This window comes from Geobacillus sp. E263 (genome assembly GCF_007197795.1).
GTDB lineage: Bacteria > Bacillota > Bacilli > Bacillales > Anoxybacillaceae > Parageobacillus_B > Parageobacillus_B toebii.
In genome coordinates, this window is sequence record NZ_CP041632.1 from 735,486 (window position 1) to 752,379 (window position 16,894).

A 16,894-nucleotide genomic window follows, 5' to 3' on the forward strand; every position below is an offset into this window, starting at 1 on the left:
TTTACACGAAATCTAAAAATAGTCGTTTTCATAGGAGGAAGAATGATGAATCGAAAGCGCTGGATAGCGTTATCTATCGCCGCTGCATTATTTGTTATTTCTGTGTTAGTGAACATCATTACTGCACTATTAACAAGCGATGCGGAAAAATGGTCGGAAAGCTGGCTTGCATTAGCGGAGCAAGAGTTCAGCGAAGAGGTGCTTGAAGATGGCGATGAATTGCAAAAAATCGTTGTTCTTGAAGTAAATGGAGTCATTCAAGATGGAGAAGATACGGGGGCGTTGTTGGCTGCATCAGGATATAATCATCAATCATTTTTGCGAATGATTGAGCAAACGAAAAATGATGATACGGTAAAAGCAATTGTCCTAAGAGTAAATTCGCCTGGGGGCGGTGTCGTAGAAAGCGCGGAAATTCACGACCAACTGCTGGAACTAAAAAAAGAAACGAAGAAACCAATTTATGTTTCCATGGGATCGATGGCAGCTTCGGGAGGATACTACATTTCGACGGCAGGGGATAAAATTTTCGCGAGTCCAGAAACGATTACCGGTTCGCTGGGGGTGATTATGCAAAGTTTAAACTATGAAGGACTTGCTAAAAAGTATGGAGTAAAGCTTGTCACGATCAAAAGCGGACCGTATAAAGACATTATGAATCCGACAAGGGAAATGACGGAAGAAGAAAAGAAAATATTGCAGCAACTAATTCAAAATTCTTATGAGGGATTTGTGAAAGTGATTTCCGAAGGCAGACATCTTCCGGAAAGCGAAGTTCGAAAAATTGCCGATGGGCGAATTTATGATGGAAGACAGGCAAAACAATTGCATTTGATTGACGAATTTGGTTATTTGGACGATACGATCGCCGCATTAAAAAAAGACCATCATTTGGCGGACGCGCAAGTGGTGAAATATACAAATGAATTTTCATTTAGTTCCCTATTTCAAATGGCGTTCAATCGAAACGCAACGCCAAAGCATGAAGCAACTGAATTAATAAAATTGCTTTCTAAACCTTCTTCACCGCGCTTAATGTATTTATATGCTGAATAAAGGAAGTGGAAAAATGACCGGAGAGTATCTGCCAGTTCCAGTAGAGGCAAGAAACGAAACTGGCGCAAATGTATCTTCTCATGTACGATATGCTGGGTTTTGGATGCGCTTTTGGGCATATTTGCTCGATTTGCTTGTTGTCGGCAGCTTAAACCGTTTGCTTATTTTTCCGCTCTTTCATCTGTTGGATATTTCTGTCGATCGGACGAATATGTTTGCGCCAGCAACGATTGCTACGACCTTGACATTTTATGCATATTTTGTATTGATGACAAAATTCTTTCAACAAACATTAGGAAAAATGGTATTTGGATTAAAAGTGATTGATGAGTCAGGAAAGCCATTAACATGGACGACCGTCTTATTTCGTGAAGTGATCGGAAAGTTTATCGCGAAAACGATTTTATTTATCGGATTTCTTTTTGTCGCTTTTTCAGAAAAGAAAAAAGGGATGCACGACCAGTTTGCTGATACACTTGTCATTCATGAATAAACCTGTCATATTGGCAGGTTTATTTTTTTGCGCATATGGTGACAATGGTATGTTGAAGGGGAGTGCTGATGTTGAAAATTGCGGTAAGTATAGTTGTCGCTCTTTTTCTATTGATTTTTGTTTTATCGGTGATGAAGTTGTCGATTACAATTTTTTTTCAACATGCACAAGATGATGATGAATGGAAAATTACGTTTCGAACATTATTTGGGATTATTCGATATACGATACATATACCATTAGTAAAAATAGAAACAGAATCGCCGGGCATTGTCGTTGATCATAAAGAAACAGTAAAAAATATTTCTGAAAGCAAGCCAAAACGGAGCAAATATACGCCGAAGGAAATGATCGATATCTTTCAGAAAGTAAAGGAATTTGCCCAACATGTCATACGACTGAATGAAATTATAAAAAAATTCCTTCGTCATATATCCATTACAAAGCTCGAATGGCAGACGAAAATCGGAACAGGAGATGCAGCGGCAACAGGGATGATTGTCGGATTAGGATGGTCGTTGAAATATAGTTTGGTTGCATTATTTAGCAAATATATGAAACTACAAACGTCACCTTGTTTAATGATTACTCCATCTTTTCATGAAGCAATTTCCGAAACGAAATTCGTATGTATGATTCATTTTCGAATCGGGCATGCTATGTTAGCAGGAATACGAGTTGTGAAATATTGGCGTGACTATCATTTGTCAGAAATAAAAACATTTGTCACCCAGCAAACAAATGAAAGCTACTAGGAGGAATCTTGCATGAGCAATCATCCAATTCAAGGGCTTATGACAACAGCGATGGAAAATTTAAAACAAATGATTGATGTCAATACAATTATCGGTGATCCGGTCGAAACGCCAGACGGAAGTATCATTTTAACGGTTTCCAAAGTAGGTTTTGGATTTGCGGCGGGTGGTAGTGAATTTATGATGGATGGCAATGGCGCTAGTCAACAACAAGCTAGTGAGCATCCATTTGGCGGCGGAAGCGGCGGCGGTGTTTCCATTACGCCTATTGCCTTTTTGATCGTTAACTCTTCGGGAGTAAAACTGCTTCATCTTGACGAAAGCACTCATTTATATGAAAAGATATTGGATGTGGCACCGCAGGCGATTGAGAAAATTCAAGAGATGTTAAAGAAAAATAAAAAGGATTCGCCAACAGAAAAACACGATTTTGATATTTGATAAGTTGAAACCATTGAAATTTTTTTGTATTCCCTTTATGATGACAGTAGTACATATTTTAAGGGGGGAAGACCAATGGCGCAAGTTACATTTAAAGGACAACCGGTAACATTAGTTGGTAATGAAGTGAAAGTGGGAGACAAAGCACCTGATTTTAAAGTATTGGCTAACGATTTATCGGAAGTCACGCTCGCTGATACGAAAGGCCACGTCCGCTTGATCAGTGTTGTTCCGTCGCTGGATACAGGCGTTTGTGATGCGCAAACACGCCGGTTTAATGAAGAAGCAGCAAAATTGGATAATGTGAAAGTATTGACGATTAGCGTTGATTTGCCGTTTGCGCAAAAACGCTGGTGCGGGGCGGCAGGTGTGGAAAACGTACAAGTTCTTTCTGACCATCGCGATGTTTCCTTTGGGCAAGCGTACGGCGTGCTGATTAAAGAATTGCGTTTACTGGCACGCGCGGTGTTTGTCATTGACAGCAACGATATTGTAACATATGTGGAATATGTGCCGGAAGTAACAAATCATCCGAACTACGAAGCGGCCATCGAAGCGGCAAAAGCAGCAAAATAACCGAAAAGACCTCGACTTGTTCGAGGTCTTTCCTATTTTATCGACACAGGCTTGCGATCGGCAAATGTTCGTTTATCCTTCTTGCTATTGGATTGTGCACATCGTACAATAAAATATTGGACACTTACGGAAAGGTGGAGGAACAATGGCAACTCCAGTAGAACGTTTGTTTACATTATTTGATGAAACAGCCAAAATTTTGCAAGATGAATTACAATGCACCTATTTAGAAGCGGTGGCAGAAACGGGAGAAAATGTGTTTCACGGCGATGTCCTTCAAGAAGAAGTGAGCGAAGTCAACGCGAAACGTCTCAAAAAACAATATGCCGACATTCAACTCGAACGGTTTACGAATGAAGAAATAAGAAAAGCATTTCAGCTTGCGGTGTTAAAAGGAATGAAGGAATATACACAACCGCATCATCAAATGACCCCGGATGCGGTTAGTTTATTTATAAGCTATTTAGTCAATCAATTTACTCGCCAACATCTGGCGCTTACCATTCTTGATCCTGCCGTCGGTACCGCGAATTTGCTGACAACGGTGCTTAACCATCTTAAAGGGAAGCAAACGAAAAGTTACGGTGTGGATGTGGACGATGTATTAATCAAGCTGGCATATGTGAACGCGAATTTGCAAAAACACGCGATTCAGCTTTTTAATCAAGATGGGCTGCAGCCGCTATTTGTAGAGCTTGCAGATGTAGTCGTGTGCGATTTGCCTGTCGGTTATTATCCACATAAAGAAAATGCTTCTCGCTTTGCATTAAAGGCGGAAGAAGGACATTCATACGCCCATCATTTGTTCATTGAGCAAAGCTTGTATTATACAAAAGAAGGCGGCTACTTGTTTTTCTTAATTCCAAATACATTATTTTCAAGTGACCAAGCGGCAAAATTGCATGAATTTATTAAAGAGCATGCGGTTATTCAAGGATTGTTGCAACTGCCGCTATCGATGTTTAAAACAGAACAAGCAGCAAAAAGCATTTTTATTTTGCAAAAGAAAGGAGAAAACGTAAAAGCACCGAAAAAAGCGTTGTTAGCGGAACTTCCCCGTTTCTCCAATAAACAGGCGATGCAGGCGATGATGAGAAAAATTGATGAATGGGTTACAGAAGAAAAAGGGAAGTAAAACAGTTCCCGTGATAAGTGGGAACTGTTTTTATTTTCAGAAGATAGCAACTATTTTTATTTTCAAAAGATAAAAACATAAGTTTGTAACCGATTACCGGCAAAGAACTTGCTTGAAAAGGGAGGAGGAACAATCATACAATGAAAAAGTATAGTGGGATAATTAAAAATCGAACAAAATAACGATAGCGATAAATGTTAAAAGATTAAAGGAGTTGTTTGAAATATGTCCAAAATTTTAGCGATTAACGCGGGTAGTTCATCCTTAAAGTTTCAATTATTTGAAATGCCGAGCGAAACGGTGCTAACCAAAGGGGTCGTGGAACGAATCGGTTTTGACGATGCGATTTTTACGATTACCGTGAACGGTGAAAAAATTCAAGAAGTGACAGCGATTCCAAACCACTCGGTAGCTGTTAAAATGCTGCTTGACAAGCTAATTAGCCACGGTATTATCCGTTCGTTTGATGAAATTGACGGAATCGGCCATCGCGTGGTGCATGGCGGCGAAAAATTCAGTGATTCCGTGCTGATTACCGATGAAGTATTAAAACAAATCGAAGAAGTATCCGAGCTTGCCCCGCTTCATAACCCGGCAAACATCATCGGTATTAAAGCATTTCAAGAAGTGCTGCCAAATGTGCCGGCTGTGGCGGTATTCGATACGGCGTTTCATCAAACGATGCCGGAGCAGTCGTTTTTATACAGTCTTCCATATGAGTACTATACGAAATTTGGCATTCGCAAATATGGTTTCCATGGTACGTCTCATAAGTATGTGACACAACGCGCCGCCGAATTGCTTGGCCGTCCGATTGAACAGCTTCGTCTCATTTCTTGCCATCTTGGCAATGGTGCCAGCATCGCGGCAGTAGAAGGAGGAAAATCGATCGATACGTCCATGGGCTTTACGCCGCTCGCTGGTGTCGCAATGGGAACGCGTTCAGGGAACATTGACCCAGCCCTTATCCCTTACATTATGCAAAAAACGGGAATGACTGCGGATGAAGTGCTTGAAGTATTAAATAAGAAAAGCGGAATGCTTGGAATTTCCGGTATTTCCAGCGATTTGCGTGACCTTGAAAAAGCTGCGGCAGAAGGAAATAAACGTGCTGAGCTAGCGCTTGAAGTATTTGCTAATCGCATTCATAAATATATCGGTTCTTATGCGGCGCGCATGTGCGGTGTAGATGCGATCATTTTCACGGCTGGAATTGGCGAAAACAGTGAAGTAATCCGTGCGAAAGTCTTGCGCGGCCTTGAATTTATGGGAGTATACTGGGACCCTGCATTAAATAAAGTGCGCGGCAAAGAAGCGTTCATCAGCTATCCGCATTCTCCGGTAAAAGTGTTAGTCATTCCGACGAACGAAGAAGTCATGATTGCGCGGGATGTTGTCAGACTGGCGAATATTGGTTAATATGGAATAAAAGCAGCCTTTTATGAAGGCTGCTTTTTTATAAAAAATTTTAATCAAATAGGTGATCGATATGAGCGTTACAGAACATAAAAAAGAAGCACCGCACATCGTCCGCTGTAAAGTCATTACGATTAGTGACACAAGGACAAAAGACACGGATAAGAGCGGAAAATTAATGATGGATTTATTAAAAGAAGCTGGTCATGAAGTTGTCAGTTATGAAATCGTAAAAGATGAAAAAGAAGCGATTCGAGAGGCGATTTTGCACGGATGCGAACAGACAAATATTGATGTGGTGCTAACAAACGGCGGCACAGGCATCGCTAAACGGGATGTGACCATTGAAACAGTAAAAGAAATCATCGAAAAAGAAATCGTTGGCTTTGGCGAGTTGTTTCGCATGTTAAGCTACACGGAAGATATCGGTTCAGCCGCGATATTATCGAGGGCGATTGCCGGCGTAGCGAACGATACAGCGATTTTTTCCACCCCAGGGTCGTCGGGAGCGGTGCGCCTTGCGATGACAAAATTGATTTTGCCGGAGCTTGGCCATGTGGTGCGGGAAATAAGGAAAGATTTACGATGAAAGCAAAAAAGTGTCCGTTCAAGGAATCGGACACTTTTTTACCTGATTAGGTGTTTTTTTGTTTTTCGACTTCTTGATTGCGTAGGATAAATCGCTGGATTTTTCCACTAGGCGTCTTAGGCAGTTCCGTTACGAATTCCACTTCGCGAGGGTATTCGTGTTTTGATAAACGGTTTTTCACGAATAATGATAATTCTTGCGCTAATTCGTCTGATGGAGTAAATCCATCTGCCAATACGACGAAGGCTTTGACGATTTCCCCTTTTAATGGATCTGGCTTTCCAACGGCCGCTGCTTCCACTACCGCTGGATGTTCAATGAGGCAGCTTTCGATTTCAAAAGGCCCGATGCGGTATCCGGCGCTGGAGATAATATCATCGGCCCTGCCTTGGAACCAAAAGTATCCGTCCGCGTCTTTCGTTGCCAAGTCTCCAGTGAGAAACCAATTTCCCATCAATCTCTCCGCCGTTTTTTCAGGATCTTTCCAATAACCTTTGAACACGTTTGGAATGGAATTCGTGTTAAAAGCAATTTGTCCAACATTTCCGTCCTCTACCGGAACGCCTTCTTCGCTGAGCAGCGCGACTTCAAATCCCGGCAGCACCCATCCCATCGAACCAGGGCGTATCTCCATGTCAACCGCGTTGAAATTGCCGATCAGCATTAACGTTTCCGATAGCCCATATTGGTCGTGGACAGTAACCCCTAAATGTTTTTGGAAAAAGCGGATCACTTCCGGATTAAGCGGTTCTCCCGCGGAACTCATTGCCCGCACGCGGATATTGTATTTATTGATTAATTCTGCTCCTGCTGCGACCATCGCGCGATAAGCGGTCGGTGCGTAAGCGAAATTCGTTACATGATATTTTTCCATAAGAGAATAGTACGTTTCTGGTTTAAACGGTCCTTCGTAAAAGACGATTGGCACGCCAAAGCACATTGGCGCAAATGTGCAAAAGATCAGCCCGTAAGCCCATCCCGGATCGGCTCCTCCTAAAAATACATCATCATCCCGTAAATCGATGGCGTATCGCATATAAGGATATATGTTAATGAGCAAGTTGTGCGACCACATGGCTCCTTTAGGCATCCCCGTCGATCCGGATGTGTATTGGATAGCTAGTAAATCGTCCACAGTTGTTTCTTCGGTCTGATGATCGACAGACTCTTTTGAAAGCGTTTCCCAAAATGATAAATCGTTATGGTCATTTGTTTCATCAATGACAAAAATATGCTCTAATGTTGGCATTTTTTCTCTTGGAGGTAATTTTGAACGTTGTTCTTTATTCGATTCAATATATTATTTAAAAATAAAATAGTATATTGTATCCAGAGGCAAAAAAAGAAGGAGCATTTTTCTGCCATCTTTTCGCTCCTTCATTGTTTTATTGATGAGCGCGCATCGATACCGTTTGATTCATCCGATACCAAATCCATAAATCGTTGATGATCGAGGCGAGTTCGGCTATTTCCGAATTTAACCGGCATGATCGCTCAAAATCGTTTTCATCACTCAACTGATCTTGTTTTTCGTTAATAATTTTTTCTAATTCGGCAATACGGTCGGGAATGGTTCCACGAATATTTTCCCATCGCAGCAAAATTGCGTGTTGTTCGTCTTCGCTATAATCCTCCCAGTCTTTTTCAAGTTTCGGTAATGGAATGCCAAGACGTTGATCATAAATGAAATATTGCTCCATGCTTCTCCCTCGCTTTCCCTTATTTTCTATTTTATAAAAAAGAACAGAAAGAACCAACTTTCAGTATTTTTATACTTTTTCATGAATAACTATTGAAAAACCTTATAAAAACTGATAAAGTGATAATATACTTGGTGAATATTTATTTATGCGTAAGTATATTTATGTGAAAGGGAAGGGGAATACAATATGACGAATCCGAAACTTGTGCTGGCGTATTCCGGTGGTTTAGATACATCTGTTGCGATTAAGTGGCTGCAAGAGCGAGGTTATGATGTCATTGCTTGCTGTTTAGACCTTGGAGAAGGAAAAGATCTTGATTTCGTGAAAGAAAAAGCGTTAAAAGTCGGAGCGATTAAGTCATATGTTATTGATGTCAAGGAAGAATTTGCTGATGAATATGCGCTTATTGCATTGCAGGCACATGCGCTTTATGAAGGAAAATATCCGCTTGTCTCCGCCTTATCGCGCCCGCTTATTGCGAAAAAATTAGTGGAAATTGCGGAATTGGAAGGGGCGGTTGCTGTTGCGCATGGATGTACAGGAAAAGGAAACGACCAAGTTCGCTTTGAAGTATCCATTAAAGCGCTAAATCCAAATTTGGAAGTGATCGCGCCGGTTCGCGAATGGAGCTGGTCGCGTGAAGAGGAAATCGAGTATGCGAAAAAACATGGCATTCCGATTCCAGTCGATCTAGACAGTCCGTTTTCGATTGACCAAAACTTATGGGGCAGAAGCAACGAGTGCGGTATTTTAGAAGACCCTTGGGCGGCTCCGCCGGAAGAAGCATACGAATTAACGGCAGCGTTGGAGAATACACCGGATGTGCCGGAAATCATTGAAATCGGTTTTGAACAAGGCGTGCCGAAGACATTAAACGGCAAGCCGTATTCGCTCGCTTCGCTAATTTTGGAGTTAAACGCCATTGCCGGAAAACATGGGGTTGGACGCATCGACCATGTCGAAAACCGCCTAGTCGGCATTAAATCGCGCGAAGTGTATGAATGTCCTGGAGCGATGACGTTAATTAAGGCGCATAAAGAATTAGAAGACTTAACACTTGTAAAGGAAGTAGCGCATTTTAAACCGATTATCGAGCAAAAATTAGCGGAAGTCATTTACAACGGTTTGTGGTTCTCACCAATTAAAGACGCGCTTGTCGCTTTCTTAAAAGAAACGCAAAAGAACGTAACTGGCGTGGTGCGTGTGAAGCTGTTTAAAGGGCATGCGATTATCGAAGGGCGCAAATCAGAGTTCTCCTTATACGACGAAAAGCTTGCGACATATACGGCGGATGACCAATTTGATCATCAAGCGGCCGTTGGCTTTATTTCCTTGTACGGATTGCCAACGAAAGTATACAGCATCGTCAACAATCAAAAGAAGGTGAACGTGTGAAAAAGCTTTGGGGAGGACGTTTTAAGAAAACAGCGGAAGAGTGGGTCGACGAGTTTGGAGCGTCGATCCCATTCGACCAAGAGTTAGTCGAAGAAGACATAGAGGGCAGCATCGCTCATGCAACGATGCTTGGCAAATGCGGAATTTTGCCAAGTGAGGATGTGGAGAAAATCAAGGCCGGACTGTTTACGCTGCTAGAAAAAGCGAAACAAGGCAAGCTCGAATTTTCTGTTGCCTACGAGGATATTCATTTAAATATTGAAAAAATGCTTATTGATGAAATTGGCCCTGTCGGTGGGAAACTGCACACAGGAAGAAGCCGCAACGACCAAGTGGCAACCGATATGCATTTATATTTGCGCAAACGCGTAACGGAAATCATCGCGCTTATTCAAGAATTGCAAAAGGTGCTTGTCGAAAAAGCGGAGGAGCACGTGGAAACAATTGTACCGGGATATACACATTTGCAGCGGGCGCAGCCGATTTCGTTTGCCCATCATTTGCTTGCGTATTTTTGGATGCTTGAACGCGACCGCGAGCGATTCCGTGAATCATTAAAGCGCATTAATAAATCACCGCTCGGGGCGGGAGCGCTCGCTGGAACAACGTTTCCAATTGACCGTCATTTGACCGCGGAACTTCTTGGCTTTGACGGCATCTACGAAAACAGTATCGATGCGGTGAGCGACCGTGATTTTATCATTGAATTTTTAAGCAACAGCTCCATGCTGATGATGCATTTATCACGTTTTTGCGAGGAGCTTATTCTTTGGTCAAGCCAAGAGTTTCAATTTATTGAAATTGACGATGCGTTCGCCACAGGAAGCAGCATTATGCCGCAAAAGAAAAATCCGGACATGGCAGAATTAATTCGCGGAAAAACGGGACGGGTATACGGAAATTTATTAGCGCTTTTGACAGTGATGAAAGGAACGCCGCTTGCGTACAACAAAGATATGCAAGAAGACAAAGAAGGCATGTTCGATACGGTGAAAACGGTCACTGGATCGCTGAAAATTTTCGCTGGTATGATTAAAACGATGAAAGTAAACGTCGATGTTATGGAAAAAGCGACAAAACAAGATTTTTCGAATGCAACGGAGCTTGCCGACTACTTAGCCAACAAAGGGGTACCATTCCGCGAGGCGCATGAGATTGTTGGCAAACTCGTGCTAATTTGTATTGAAAAAGGCGTATTTTTAGCCGATTTGCCGCTGGATGTCTATAAGGAAGCGTCACCGTTGTTTGAAGAAGATATATATGAAGCGCTTAAGCCATACACCGCTGTTAACCGCCGCAATAGCGCGGGCGGAACAGGTTTTTCCGAAGTAAGAAAAGCGTTGGAAAAAGCTAAAAAAATAGTGAACACTCCGTAGCGGATGCTGCGGAGTGTTTTTCTTTATTCTTTTTCGGTTCGCACGACAAGCACATCGCACTTCGCATAGCGGGTGATATGTTCAGAAACGCTTCCAATTAACAGGCGTTCGACTGCGTTTAATCCTGTTGCTCCACAGATGATCAAATCAGCTTTATATTTTTGCGCTACATCTTTAGCGATTTTTACTTTTGGGGAGCCAAATTCAATGTCGATGACCACATCGTTTAATCCAGCGTCCAACGCTTGTTGTTGGTAACCGTTTAAAAGCTCTTTTGCGTATTCTTCAGACCGTTTAACGGCGGTGCTGTCATATAATTCAAATGGGGCGGCAAAGCTCCGTAAATCAATGACGTGAGAAAGAATAAGTTTCGCATTATTACGTTTAGCAATTTGGATCGCTTTTTTGAATGCCCATTCCGCTTCTTTGGAACCATCAATAGCAACAACAATCGTCTTATACGTCATTGTCATTGTTCTCCACTCCCTTTGGATAAAAGTGCTATCTCTATTATTAGTATACCTGCTACAAGTAATGAGAAACTACCATATGTATGATATTTCTATGAACGAGGAGGGATATAATTATGGAAAAAAACTATAGAAAAGATTTCGATTATGATGAAGATGCAGTAAAAATGGTTAGCGAGCAAATTATGGATGCATATCATAGCGGGGTTGTTGATCGTGATGAACTTCACTATAATCCAAAGCGTGAAGTTGGTGAATAATTTCCACTACATCATGGTGTTTATGCGCCATGATGATTTTTTTTAAGCGAGATGGATGCGTTTAGACATATCTTTATAGTAAAGTAAAGACAGGAAGTTGTTAAGGTGAGGAGGAGTAGATGTGCGACATGCCCTCATCACAGCCGGAGCGAAAGGGCTGGGGAGAAAAGTAACGGAACTGTTGTTAGAAAAAGGATATTCGGTAACCGTCAATTATCGAAGTGATGAAACAGCGGTACAATCACTGCAAGAAAAGTATGCCCATCTAAAAGAGCGGCTTCAATTTGTTCGCGGTGACGTCACAAAAAAAGAGGATTTATCTGCGCTTGTGGACGCGGCGTTAGATCGGTTTGGGCGGATTGATTTTTTAATTAATAACGCAGGGCCGTATATTTTTGAGCGAAAAAAATTAGCTGATTATACAGAAGATGAGTGGTACGAAATGATTGAAGGAAATTTAAGTGCGGTATTTCATTTATTGAAAAAAACGATTCCAGTGATGAGAAAACAACGATTTGGTCGCATTATTACATATGGTTTTCAAGGTGCGGCAGGAGCGCCGGGATGGCCGAACCGATCCGCGTTCAGTGCCGCAAAAGTCGGGTTAGTGTCATTAACGAAAACAATCGCGCTAGAAGAAGCGGAATATGGCATTACAGCTAATATGGTTTGCCCAGGCAATATTGTTGGAGAGATGAAAGAAGCGACGATCGCCTATTCGCGTACAATAAAAGACAATGAGACACCAATTGGGCGCTCGGGAACAGGGGAAGATATCGCTCGTGTTGTTGCTTTCTTATGCGAAGAAGATTCAGACATGATTACAGGAGCGATCATCGATGTGACAGGAGGAGTAAATGTTATTCATCGATACTGGACATAAGCGCATTTTTCCAAAAATCACCTTGCTCGATGCAGTGGGGTGATTTTTCTGTTTTTCTATGTTCCATTGGATGTGAAAAAAACATTTGATAGATAAAAGTGATCGTTTATTTAAGTGAAAATAGGAGAAAGATAAGTAATGATGATCTCACCTTTTATTAACAAAATAATATGTTATAGTAAGCAAATGATTTTGAAACGACCGATCGCGTTACAACCCATGATGATCCAATCTATGTGAAACATGGAGTTGTTCATTACGCAGTAGCGAATATGCCTGGTGCGGTGCCAAGAACGTCAACATTTGCGCTGACAAACGTTACCGTACCTTACGCGCTGCAAATCGCTAATAAAGGATATCGAGAAGCTTGTTTGCAAAACGAAGCGTTGTTGAAAGGAATTAATACGTTGAACGGTTATATTACGTATGAGGCGGTAGCGCAGGCACATGGATTGCCTTATAAAGATGCGAAAACATTGTTACAACAATCATAATCTTGTTTTCGGCAAAAAGAGCGGCCTTTTCGGCAACATCCCGAAAGACCGCTTCTTTTATTTATCTGTCTTTAAACGATTATAAGCTCTTTTGGATATTTCGTTAAAATTTCTGCACCGTTATCGGTGATGAACACATCGTCTTCAATACGCACCCCGCCGACAGAAGGAACATAAATGCCCGGTTCAATGGTAAACGTCATACCGCGCTCTAGCGGCATCGTATTTGTTGCATTCATAGATGGATATTCATGTAATTCGATGCCTAAACCATGGCCGACGCGATGTGTAAAATATGGACCATATCCTGCCTGTTCAATAATCGATCTTGCGGCTCGGTCGACATTGCCGATTTCCACGCCTGGTTTAGAGGCATCAATCGCCGCAAGCTGCGCGCGCAGAACCGTATCATAAATCATTTGCTGTTCCTCTGTCGCTTCGCCGAAGACGACCGTTCTTGTAATATCAGAGCAGTAGCCGTCCACAATGACGCCTAAATCAAATAGAACAAAATCACCACGTTGAATGGCTGTCAGTCCCGGCACACCGTGTGGGTTAGCGGTGTTTTTGCCGGTCAGTACCATCGTGGCAAACGACATTTCCCGTACGCCTTTTTTCTTCATTTCGTATTCGATGGTTGCGATAATATCTAGTTCTGTTTTCCCTTCGGCAATTGCGTTTACTCCTACTTCGACGGCATAGTCTGCAAGTTCTGCCGCCTGGCGCAATACGGCAATTTCTTTCTCCTCTTTGATCATTCGCAATTGCCGCAGCTTTTCTTCCGCGTTTATCCATGAACGCGCTTGGAAATAGGTATGAAGCAGTTCGTATCGTTCGAGAGAAAGATGGCTTTTTTCGACAGCAATTCGCTCTACAGCAATATTTCTTGAGCGAACATGATGCTCAAGCAGCTGCCATGGATTGTCTGTATCGGTGTAATCAATAATTTCGTATGTCCATCCAGCTTGTTTTACGCGTGCCGTTTCCATTTGCGGGCAAATTAATGCCGGCTCTTCTTGCGGAAAGATGAGCAACGCTAAAAGCCGCTCGTGAGGGTCGCAATAAAACCCGCTTAAATAAAAGACGTTCGGACTTGACGTAATAAGCGCAAATGAAATATGTTGTTCTTGAAGCCACTCGGAAAATAATTGAAGTCGTTTGTTCATTCTGCACCCTTCCTTTCTATATACTTTGAGAGTAGCAGGAATATAAGAAAATGTAAATGTTTATAAGCGTATGGGCAGGGAAATGCATCCACCACCGCGAATAATAATGATGAAAGGAGAGGATGATCATGAAAGTAACATATCATGGACATTCCGTCGTAAAAATTGAAACAAACGGGAAAACGATTTTTATTGATCCATTTATTACAGGTAACGGCGCGACAGATTTAAAATTGGAAGATGTGAAAGCAGATGTCATTTTGCTTACTCATGGTCATGGCGACCATGTTGGGGATACAGTGCAGCTGGCTAAGAAAAATAACGCGCTCGTCGTTGCTCCTTTTGAATTAGCTACATATTTAGGATGGCAAGGAGTAAATACCCACCCGATGCATATCGGGGGAGCGCATCAATTTGATTTTGGAAAAGTGAAATTAACGCAAGCGTTCCATGGTTCCGGTTATGTGACAGAGGACAAGCAAATTATTTATTTGGGTATGCCGGCTGGAATTTTATTCACCGCCGAAGGCAAAACGATTTATCACGCTGGAGATACGGGGTTGTTTTCGGATATGAAACTGATCGGTGAGCGCAATTCTATTGATGTCGCATTTTTGCCGATCGGAGATAATTTCACAATGGGACCGGAAGATGCTGCGGTTGCGGCGGAATGGCTTCGCGCGAAAATAGTCGTGCCGATTCACTACAATACGTTCCCGGTCATCGCCCAAGATCCGCACCAATTTGTTGCGCTGCTTCCTGATGGCGTAGGACGTGTATTAAAACCAGGAGAAGGTATTGAATTATAAATGAAAAAGCGTCTCTTATGGAGGCGCTTTTTTTAGGAACAAGTGTGTTTGGTCGTTTCATTGAATTGAATTTGCTCCACCCGTATAATGAAAATAGGAGACTATGTAAAGGGTGAAGAAACTTGGCGATGACAAAACACGAACAAATTTTGCAATATATTCATAGTTTACCGGTCGGTGAAAAAATTTCTGTGCGGCAAATTGCGAAAGAAATGGGGGTAAGTGAAGGAACCGCCTATCGCGCCATTAAAGACGCGGAAAATAAAGGGTATGTGAGCACGATTGAACGGGTCGGTACAATTCGGATTGAAAAGAAGAGGAAAGAAAATATTGAAAAACTTACGTATGCAGAAGTGGTAAACATTGTTGATGGGCAAGTGTTAGGCGGGCGCGAAGGATTGCATAAAACGCTGAACCGGTTCGTTATTGGCGCGATGCAGCTGGAAGCGATGATGCGCTATACAGGCGCTGGCGATTTGTTGATTGTCGGAAACCGTACGAAAGCGCATGAACGGGCGCTCGAAGCCGGAGCAGCCGTATTAATCACCGGCGGATTTGATACAGAAGACCATGTAAAAAAATTAGCAGACGAATTACAGCTCCCGATTATTTCGACAAGCTACGATACGTTTACAGTAGCGACGATGATTAACCGAGCGATTTATGACCAGTTAATTAAAAAGGAAATTGTTCTTGTCGAAGATATTTTAATACCGCTTGAAAAAACAGCATATTTATATACGACCGATCCGATTGAACGTTGGTATGAGCTCAATCGTGAAACAAGACATAGCCGGTTTCCGGTTGTGGATCAGCAGTTAAAAGTGCAAGGAGTTGTTACTACAAAAGATGTGCTTGATTTTGACCGAAAATTGCCGATTGAAAAGGCGATGACAAAGCACCCGATCACGGTAAAAGGAAAGACATCGGTCGCCTCCGCTTCCCATATCATGGTATGGGAAGGCATCGAATTATTGCCAGTTGTTGACGAACATAACCGGCTTCAAGGAATTATTAGCCGCCAAGACGTATTAAAAGCGCTTCAGATGATTCAACGCCAGCCGCAAGTTGGTGAAACCATTGATGATATTATTACAAGCCAATTTCAGGAAGCCAATAGTGACGGGAAAGAGGAGATGTTTCGCTGCACGATTACTCCGCAAATGACGAATCATTTAGGAACACTATCGTATGGAGTATTTACAACGATTGTGACGGAAGCGGCTACGCGCGCGCTTCGGGCATATAAACGCGGAGATTTAGTGATTGAAAATATTACGATTTATTTTATTAAACCAGTGCAAATCGAAAGCACGATCGATGTGAAAGCGAAACTGCTAGAAATTGGACGGAAATTTGGAAAAGTCGATGTGGAAGTGTATAACGAAGGTGTCGTCGTTGGAAAAGCGCTAATGATGTGTCAATTAATTGACCGTTAGAAGTCGTATCAAAACGGGACGCGATTTACGCCCCGTTTTTTGCTGTTTGTTTTGCTTCTTCCAAAACGAGAGGCAAATAATGCTTATAGGCGCGATAGCCCGCCCACGCGCTTCCGGCGCCAATTAGCAAGAAAATAGTACCGATAATATAGGTGACGGTGGAAGAATGGAGAAAAAACTGATTTAATCCGAAAAAGAACACGAATAGACCGAGAGCAATGCTTGATTTGGCGGAAAGCCAACGTCGTTCCATCGGACGGTGGGAGCGAAAATACTTTATTTTATAATAGACGTAAAAAGAAAAGGAAAATATAATGAAAATCACGAGTGTTGGCATAAATAGCACCCTCCATTATTTCTTTCTACCTTATTGTACATAGAAATGAGGAAGAATTCTAGCAATGACCTTTCTTGTTCGCGTATAATGAAAAAAAATAC

At 42.1% G+C, this 16,894-nt stretch carries 18 protein-coding genes and 2 pseudogenes; 15 read left to right on the forward strand and 5 right to left on the reverse strand.

The annotated features are described in order from the left end of the window. Positions 1 to 45 precede the first annotated feature (45 nt). The 8 genes from sppA (at position 46) to FNL97_RS03810 (ending at position 6,461) form a co-directional block, all read left to right on the forward strand. Positions 46 to 1,056 (forward strand): signal peptide peptidase SppA, encoded by a 1,011-nt coding sequence (gene sppA, locus FNL97_RS03775; protein ID WP_143416284.1) that lies wholly within the window; start codon positions 46 to 48, stop codon positions 1,054 to 1,056. Between the two features lie 13 nt (positions 1,057 to 1,069). Next, on the forward strand, positions 1,070 to 1,549 hold the full coding sequence (locus FNL97_RS03780) for an RDD family protein (RefSeq protein WP_143415077.1): 480 nt from the start codon (positions 1,070 to 1,072) through the stop codon (positions 1,547 to 1,549). A gap of 68 nt (positions 1,550 to 1,617) precedes the next feature. After that, complete coding sequence (locus FNL97_RS03785; protein WP_062679242.1) at positions 1,618 to 2,304, forward strand: DUF2953 domain-containing protein; 687 nt, start codon at positions 1,618 to 1,620, stop codon at positions 2,302 to 2,304. Between the two features lie 12 nt (positions 2,305 to 2,316). Further along, positions 2,317 to 2,745: a GerW family sporulation protein gene (ytfJ, locus tag FNL97_RS03790; protein WP_015864808.1), complete on the forward strand. Its 429-nt coding sequence runs from the start codon at positions 2,317 to 2,319 to the stop codon at positions 2,743 to 2,745. A gap of 75 nt (positions 2,746 to 2,820) precedes the next feature. Next, the gene (gene tpx, locus FNL97_RS03795) at positions 2,821 to 3,321 is read left to right on the forward strand and encodes a thiol peroxidase (RefSeq protein WP_015864807.1); all 501 of its coding nucleotides are present in this window, start codon (positions 2,821 to 2,823) and stop codon (positions 3,319 to 3,321) included. A gap of 145 nt (positions 3,322 to 3,466) precedes the next feature. Further along, complete coding sequence (locus FNL97_RS03800) at positions 3,467 to 4,456, forward strand: class I SAM-dependent methyltransferase (protein ID WP_015864806.1); 990 nt, start codon at positions 3,467 to 3,469, stop codon at positions 4,454 to 4,456. A 225-nt stretch (positions 4,457 to 4,681) separates the two neighbouring features. Next, positions 4,682 to 5,875, forward strand: coding sequence for an acetate kinase (locus tag FNL97_RS03805; RefSeq protein ID WP_062679241.1), 1,194 nt, complete (start codon positions 4,682 to 4,684; stop codon positions 5,873 to 5,875). 70 nt (positions 5,876 to 5,945) lie between these two features. After that, positions 5,946 to 6,461: a MogA/MoaB family molybdenum cofactor biosynthesis protein gene (locus tag FNL97_RS03810; protein WP_062679240.1), complete on the forward strand. Its 516-nt coding sequence runs from the start codon at positions 5,946 to 5,948 to the stop codon at positions 6,459 to 6,461. Positions 6,462 to 6,507: 46 nt separating this feature from the next. Here the strand turns inward: FNL97_RS03810 and FNL97_RS03815 are convergent. Then, positions 6,508 to 7,752, reverse strand: a pseudogene (locus tag FNL97_RS03815) (acetate--CoA ligase); the annotation flags it as partial. A gap of 94 nt (positions 7,753 to 7,846) precedes the next feature. Further along, positions 7,847 to 8,161 carry a hypothetical protein gene (locus tag FNL97_RS03820; protein WP_015864803.1) on the reverse strand — a complete coding sequence of 105 codons (315 nt, stop codon included), beginning with the start codon at positions 8,159 to 8,161 and terminating at the stop codon, positions 7,847 to 7,849. A gap of 189 nt (positions 8,162 to 8,350) precedes the next feature. Here FNL97_RS03820 and FNL97_RS03825 point away from each other — a divergent pair, with 189 nt between their 5' ends. Both FNL97_RS03825 and argH read left to right on the forward strand, forming a co-directional pair. Continuing rightward, a complete protein-coding gene (locus FNL97_RS03825) occupies positions 8,351 to 9,559 on the forward strand; it encodes an argininosuccinate synthase (protein WP_015864802.1) in 1,209 nt (402 codons plus the stop codon). After that, the gene (gene argH / locus FNL97_RS03830; RefSeq protein ID WP_015864801.1) at positions 9,556 to 10,935 is read left to right on the forward strand and encodes an argininosuccinate lyase; all 1,380 of its coding nucleotides are present in this window, start codon (positions 9,556 to 9,558) and stop codon (positions 10,933 to 10,935) included. The genes FNL97_RS03825 and argH overlap by 4 nt, the downstream gene beginning before the upstream one ends. Before the next feature lie 23 nt (positions 10,936 to 10,958). Here argH and FNL97_RS03835 read toward each other — a convergent pair whose 3' ends face one another. Beyond that, complete coding sequence (locus tag FNL97_RS03835) at positions 10,959 to 11,408, reverse strand: universal stress protein (RefSeq protein ID WP_015864800.1); 450 nt, start codon at positions 11,406 to 11,408, stop codon at positions 10,959 to 10,961. A 113-nt stretch (positions 11,409 to 11,521) separates the two neighbouring features. Here FNL97_RS03835 and FNL97_RS17895 point away from each other — a divergent pair, with 113 nt between their 5' ends. The 3 genes and pseudogenes from FNL97_RS17895 to FNL97_RS03845 form a co-directional block, all read left to right on the forward strand. Further along, positions 11,522 to 11,665 carry a hypothetical protein gene (locus FNL97_RS17895; RefSeq protein ID WP_015864799.1) on the forward strand — a complete coding sequence of 48 codons (144 nt, stop codon included), beginning with the start codon at positions 11,522 to 11,524 and terminating at the stop codon, positions 11,663 to 11,665. A 121-nt stretch (positions 11,666 to 11,786) separates the two neighbouring features. Next, positions 11,787 to 12,548, forward strand: a complete 762-nt coding sequence (locus tag FNL97_RS03840) for an SDR family oxidoreductase (protein ID WP_015864798.1) — start codon at positions 11,787 to 11,789, stop codon at positions 12,546 to 12,548. A gap of 191 nt (positions 12,549 to 12,739) precedes the next feature. After that, a pseudogene (locus tag FNL97_RS03845) lies at positions 12,740 to 13,042 on the forward strand (alanine dehydrogenase); the annotation flags it as partial. A 71-nt stretch (positions 13,043 to 13,113) separates the two neighbouring features. Here the strand turns inward: FNL97_RS03845 and FNL97_RS03850 are convergent. Then, positions 13,114 to 14,208 (reverse strand): M24 family metallopeptidase, encoded by a 1,095-nt coding sequence (locus tag FNL97_RS03850; RefSeq protein WP_062754962.1) that lies wholly within the window; start codon positions 14,206 to 14,208, stop codon positions 13,114 to 13,116. A gap of 128 nt (positions 14,209 to 14,336) precedes the next feature. Between FNL97_RS03850 and FNL97_RS03855 the strand changes: the two genes are divergently transcribed. Beyond that, complete coding sequence (locus FNL97_RS03855) at positions 14,337 to 15,017, forward strand: metal-dependent hydrolase (protein ID WP_062679236.1); 681 nt, start codon at positions 14,337 to 14,339, stop codon at positions 15,015 to 15,017. Positions 15,018 to 15,145: 128 nt separating this feature from the next. Further along, positions 15,146 to 16,456, forward strand: a complete 1,311-nt coding sequence (locus FNL97_RS03860; protein WP_062679264.1) for a CBS domain-containing protein — start codon at positions 15,146 to 15,148, stop codon at positions 16,454 to 16,456. A gap of 25 nt (positions 16,457 to 16,481) precedes the next feature. Here the strand turns inward: FNL97_RS03860 and FNL97_RS03865 are convergent, their stop codons facing one another. Next, positions 16,482 to 16,793 (reverse strand): YtpI family protein, encoded by a 312-nt coding sequence (locus tag FNL97_RS03865; RefSeq protein WP_015864793.1) that lies wholly within the window; start codon positions 16,791 to 16,793, stop codon positions 16,482 to 16,484. Between the last annotated feature and the right edge of the window lie 101 nt (positions 16,794 to 16,894).

Bases quoted from the DNA above. Each gene is read 5' to 3' on its own strand.
- sppA (WP_143416284.1), top strand. From the start codon at position 46: ATGAATCGAAAGCGCTGGATAGCGTTATCTATCGCCGCTGCATTATTT.
- FNL97_RS03780 (WP_143415077.1), top strand. From the start codon at position 1,070: ATGACCGGAGAGTATCTGCCAGTTCCAGTAGAGGCAAGAAACGAAACT.
- FNL97_RS03785 (WP_062679242.1), top strand. From the start codon at position 1,618: ATGTTGAAAATTGCGGTAAGTATAGTTGTCGCTCTTTTTCTATTGATT.
- ytfJ (WP_015864808.1), top strand. From the start codon at position 2,317: ATGAGCAATCATCCAATTCAAGGGCTTATGACAACAGCGATGGAAAAT.
- tpx (WP_015864807.1), top strand. From the start codon at position 2,821: ATGGCGCAAGTTACATTTAAAGGACAACCGGTAACATTAGTTGGTAAT.
- FNL97_RS03800 (WP_015864806.1), top strand. From the start codon at position 3,467: ATGGCAACTCCAGTAGAACGTTTGTTTACATTATTTGATGAAACAGCC.
- FNL97_RS03805 (WP_062679241.1), top strand. From the start codon at position 4,682: ATGTCCAAAATTTTAGCGATTAACGCGGGTAGTTCATCCTTAAAGTTT.
- FNL97_RS03810 (WP_062679240.1), top strand. From the start codon at position 5,946: ATGAGCGTTACAGAACATAAAAAAGAAGCACCGCACATCGTCCGCTGT.
- FNL97_RS03820 (WP_015864803.1), bottom strand. From the start codon at position 8,161: ATGGAGCAATATTTCATTTATGATCAACGTCTTGGCATTCCATTACCG.
- FNL97_RS03825 (WP_015864802.1), top strand. From the start codon at position 8,351: ATGACGAATCCGAAACTTGTGCTGGCGTATTCCGGTGGTTTAGATACA.
- FNL97_RS03835 (WP_015864800.1), bottom strand. From the start codon at position 11,408: ATGACAATGACGTATAAGACGATTGTTGTTGCTATTGATGGTTCCAAA.
- FNL97_RS17895 (WP_015864799.1), top strand. From the start codon at position 11,522: ATGGAAAAAAACTATAGAAAAGATTTCGATTATGATGAAGATGCAGTA.
- FNL97_RS03850 (WP_062754962.1), bottom strand. From the start codon at position 14,208: ATGAACAAACGACTTCAATTATTTTCCGAGTGGCTTCAAGAACAACAT.
- FNL97_RS03855 (WP_062679236.1), top strand. From the start codon at position 14,337: ATGAAAGTAACATATCATGGACATTCCGTCGTAAAAATTGAAACAAAC.
- FNL97_RS03860 (WP_062679264.1), top strand. From the start codon at position 15,146: ATGACAAAACACGAACAAATTTTGCAATATATTCATAGTTTACCGGTC.
- FNL97_RS03865 (WP_015864793.1), bottom strand. From the start codon at position 16,793: ATGCCAACACTCGTGATTTTCATTATATTTTCCTTTTCTTTTTACGTC.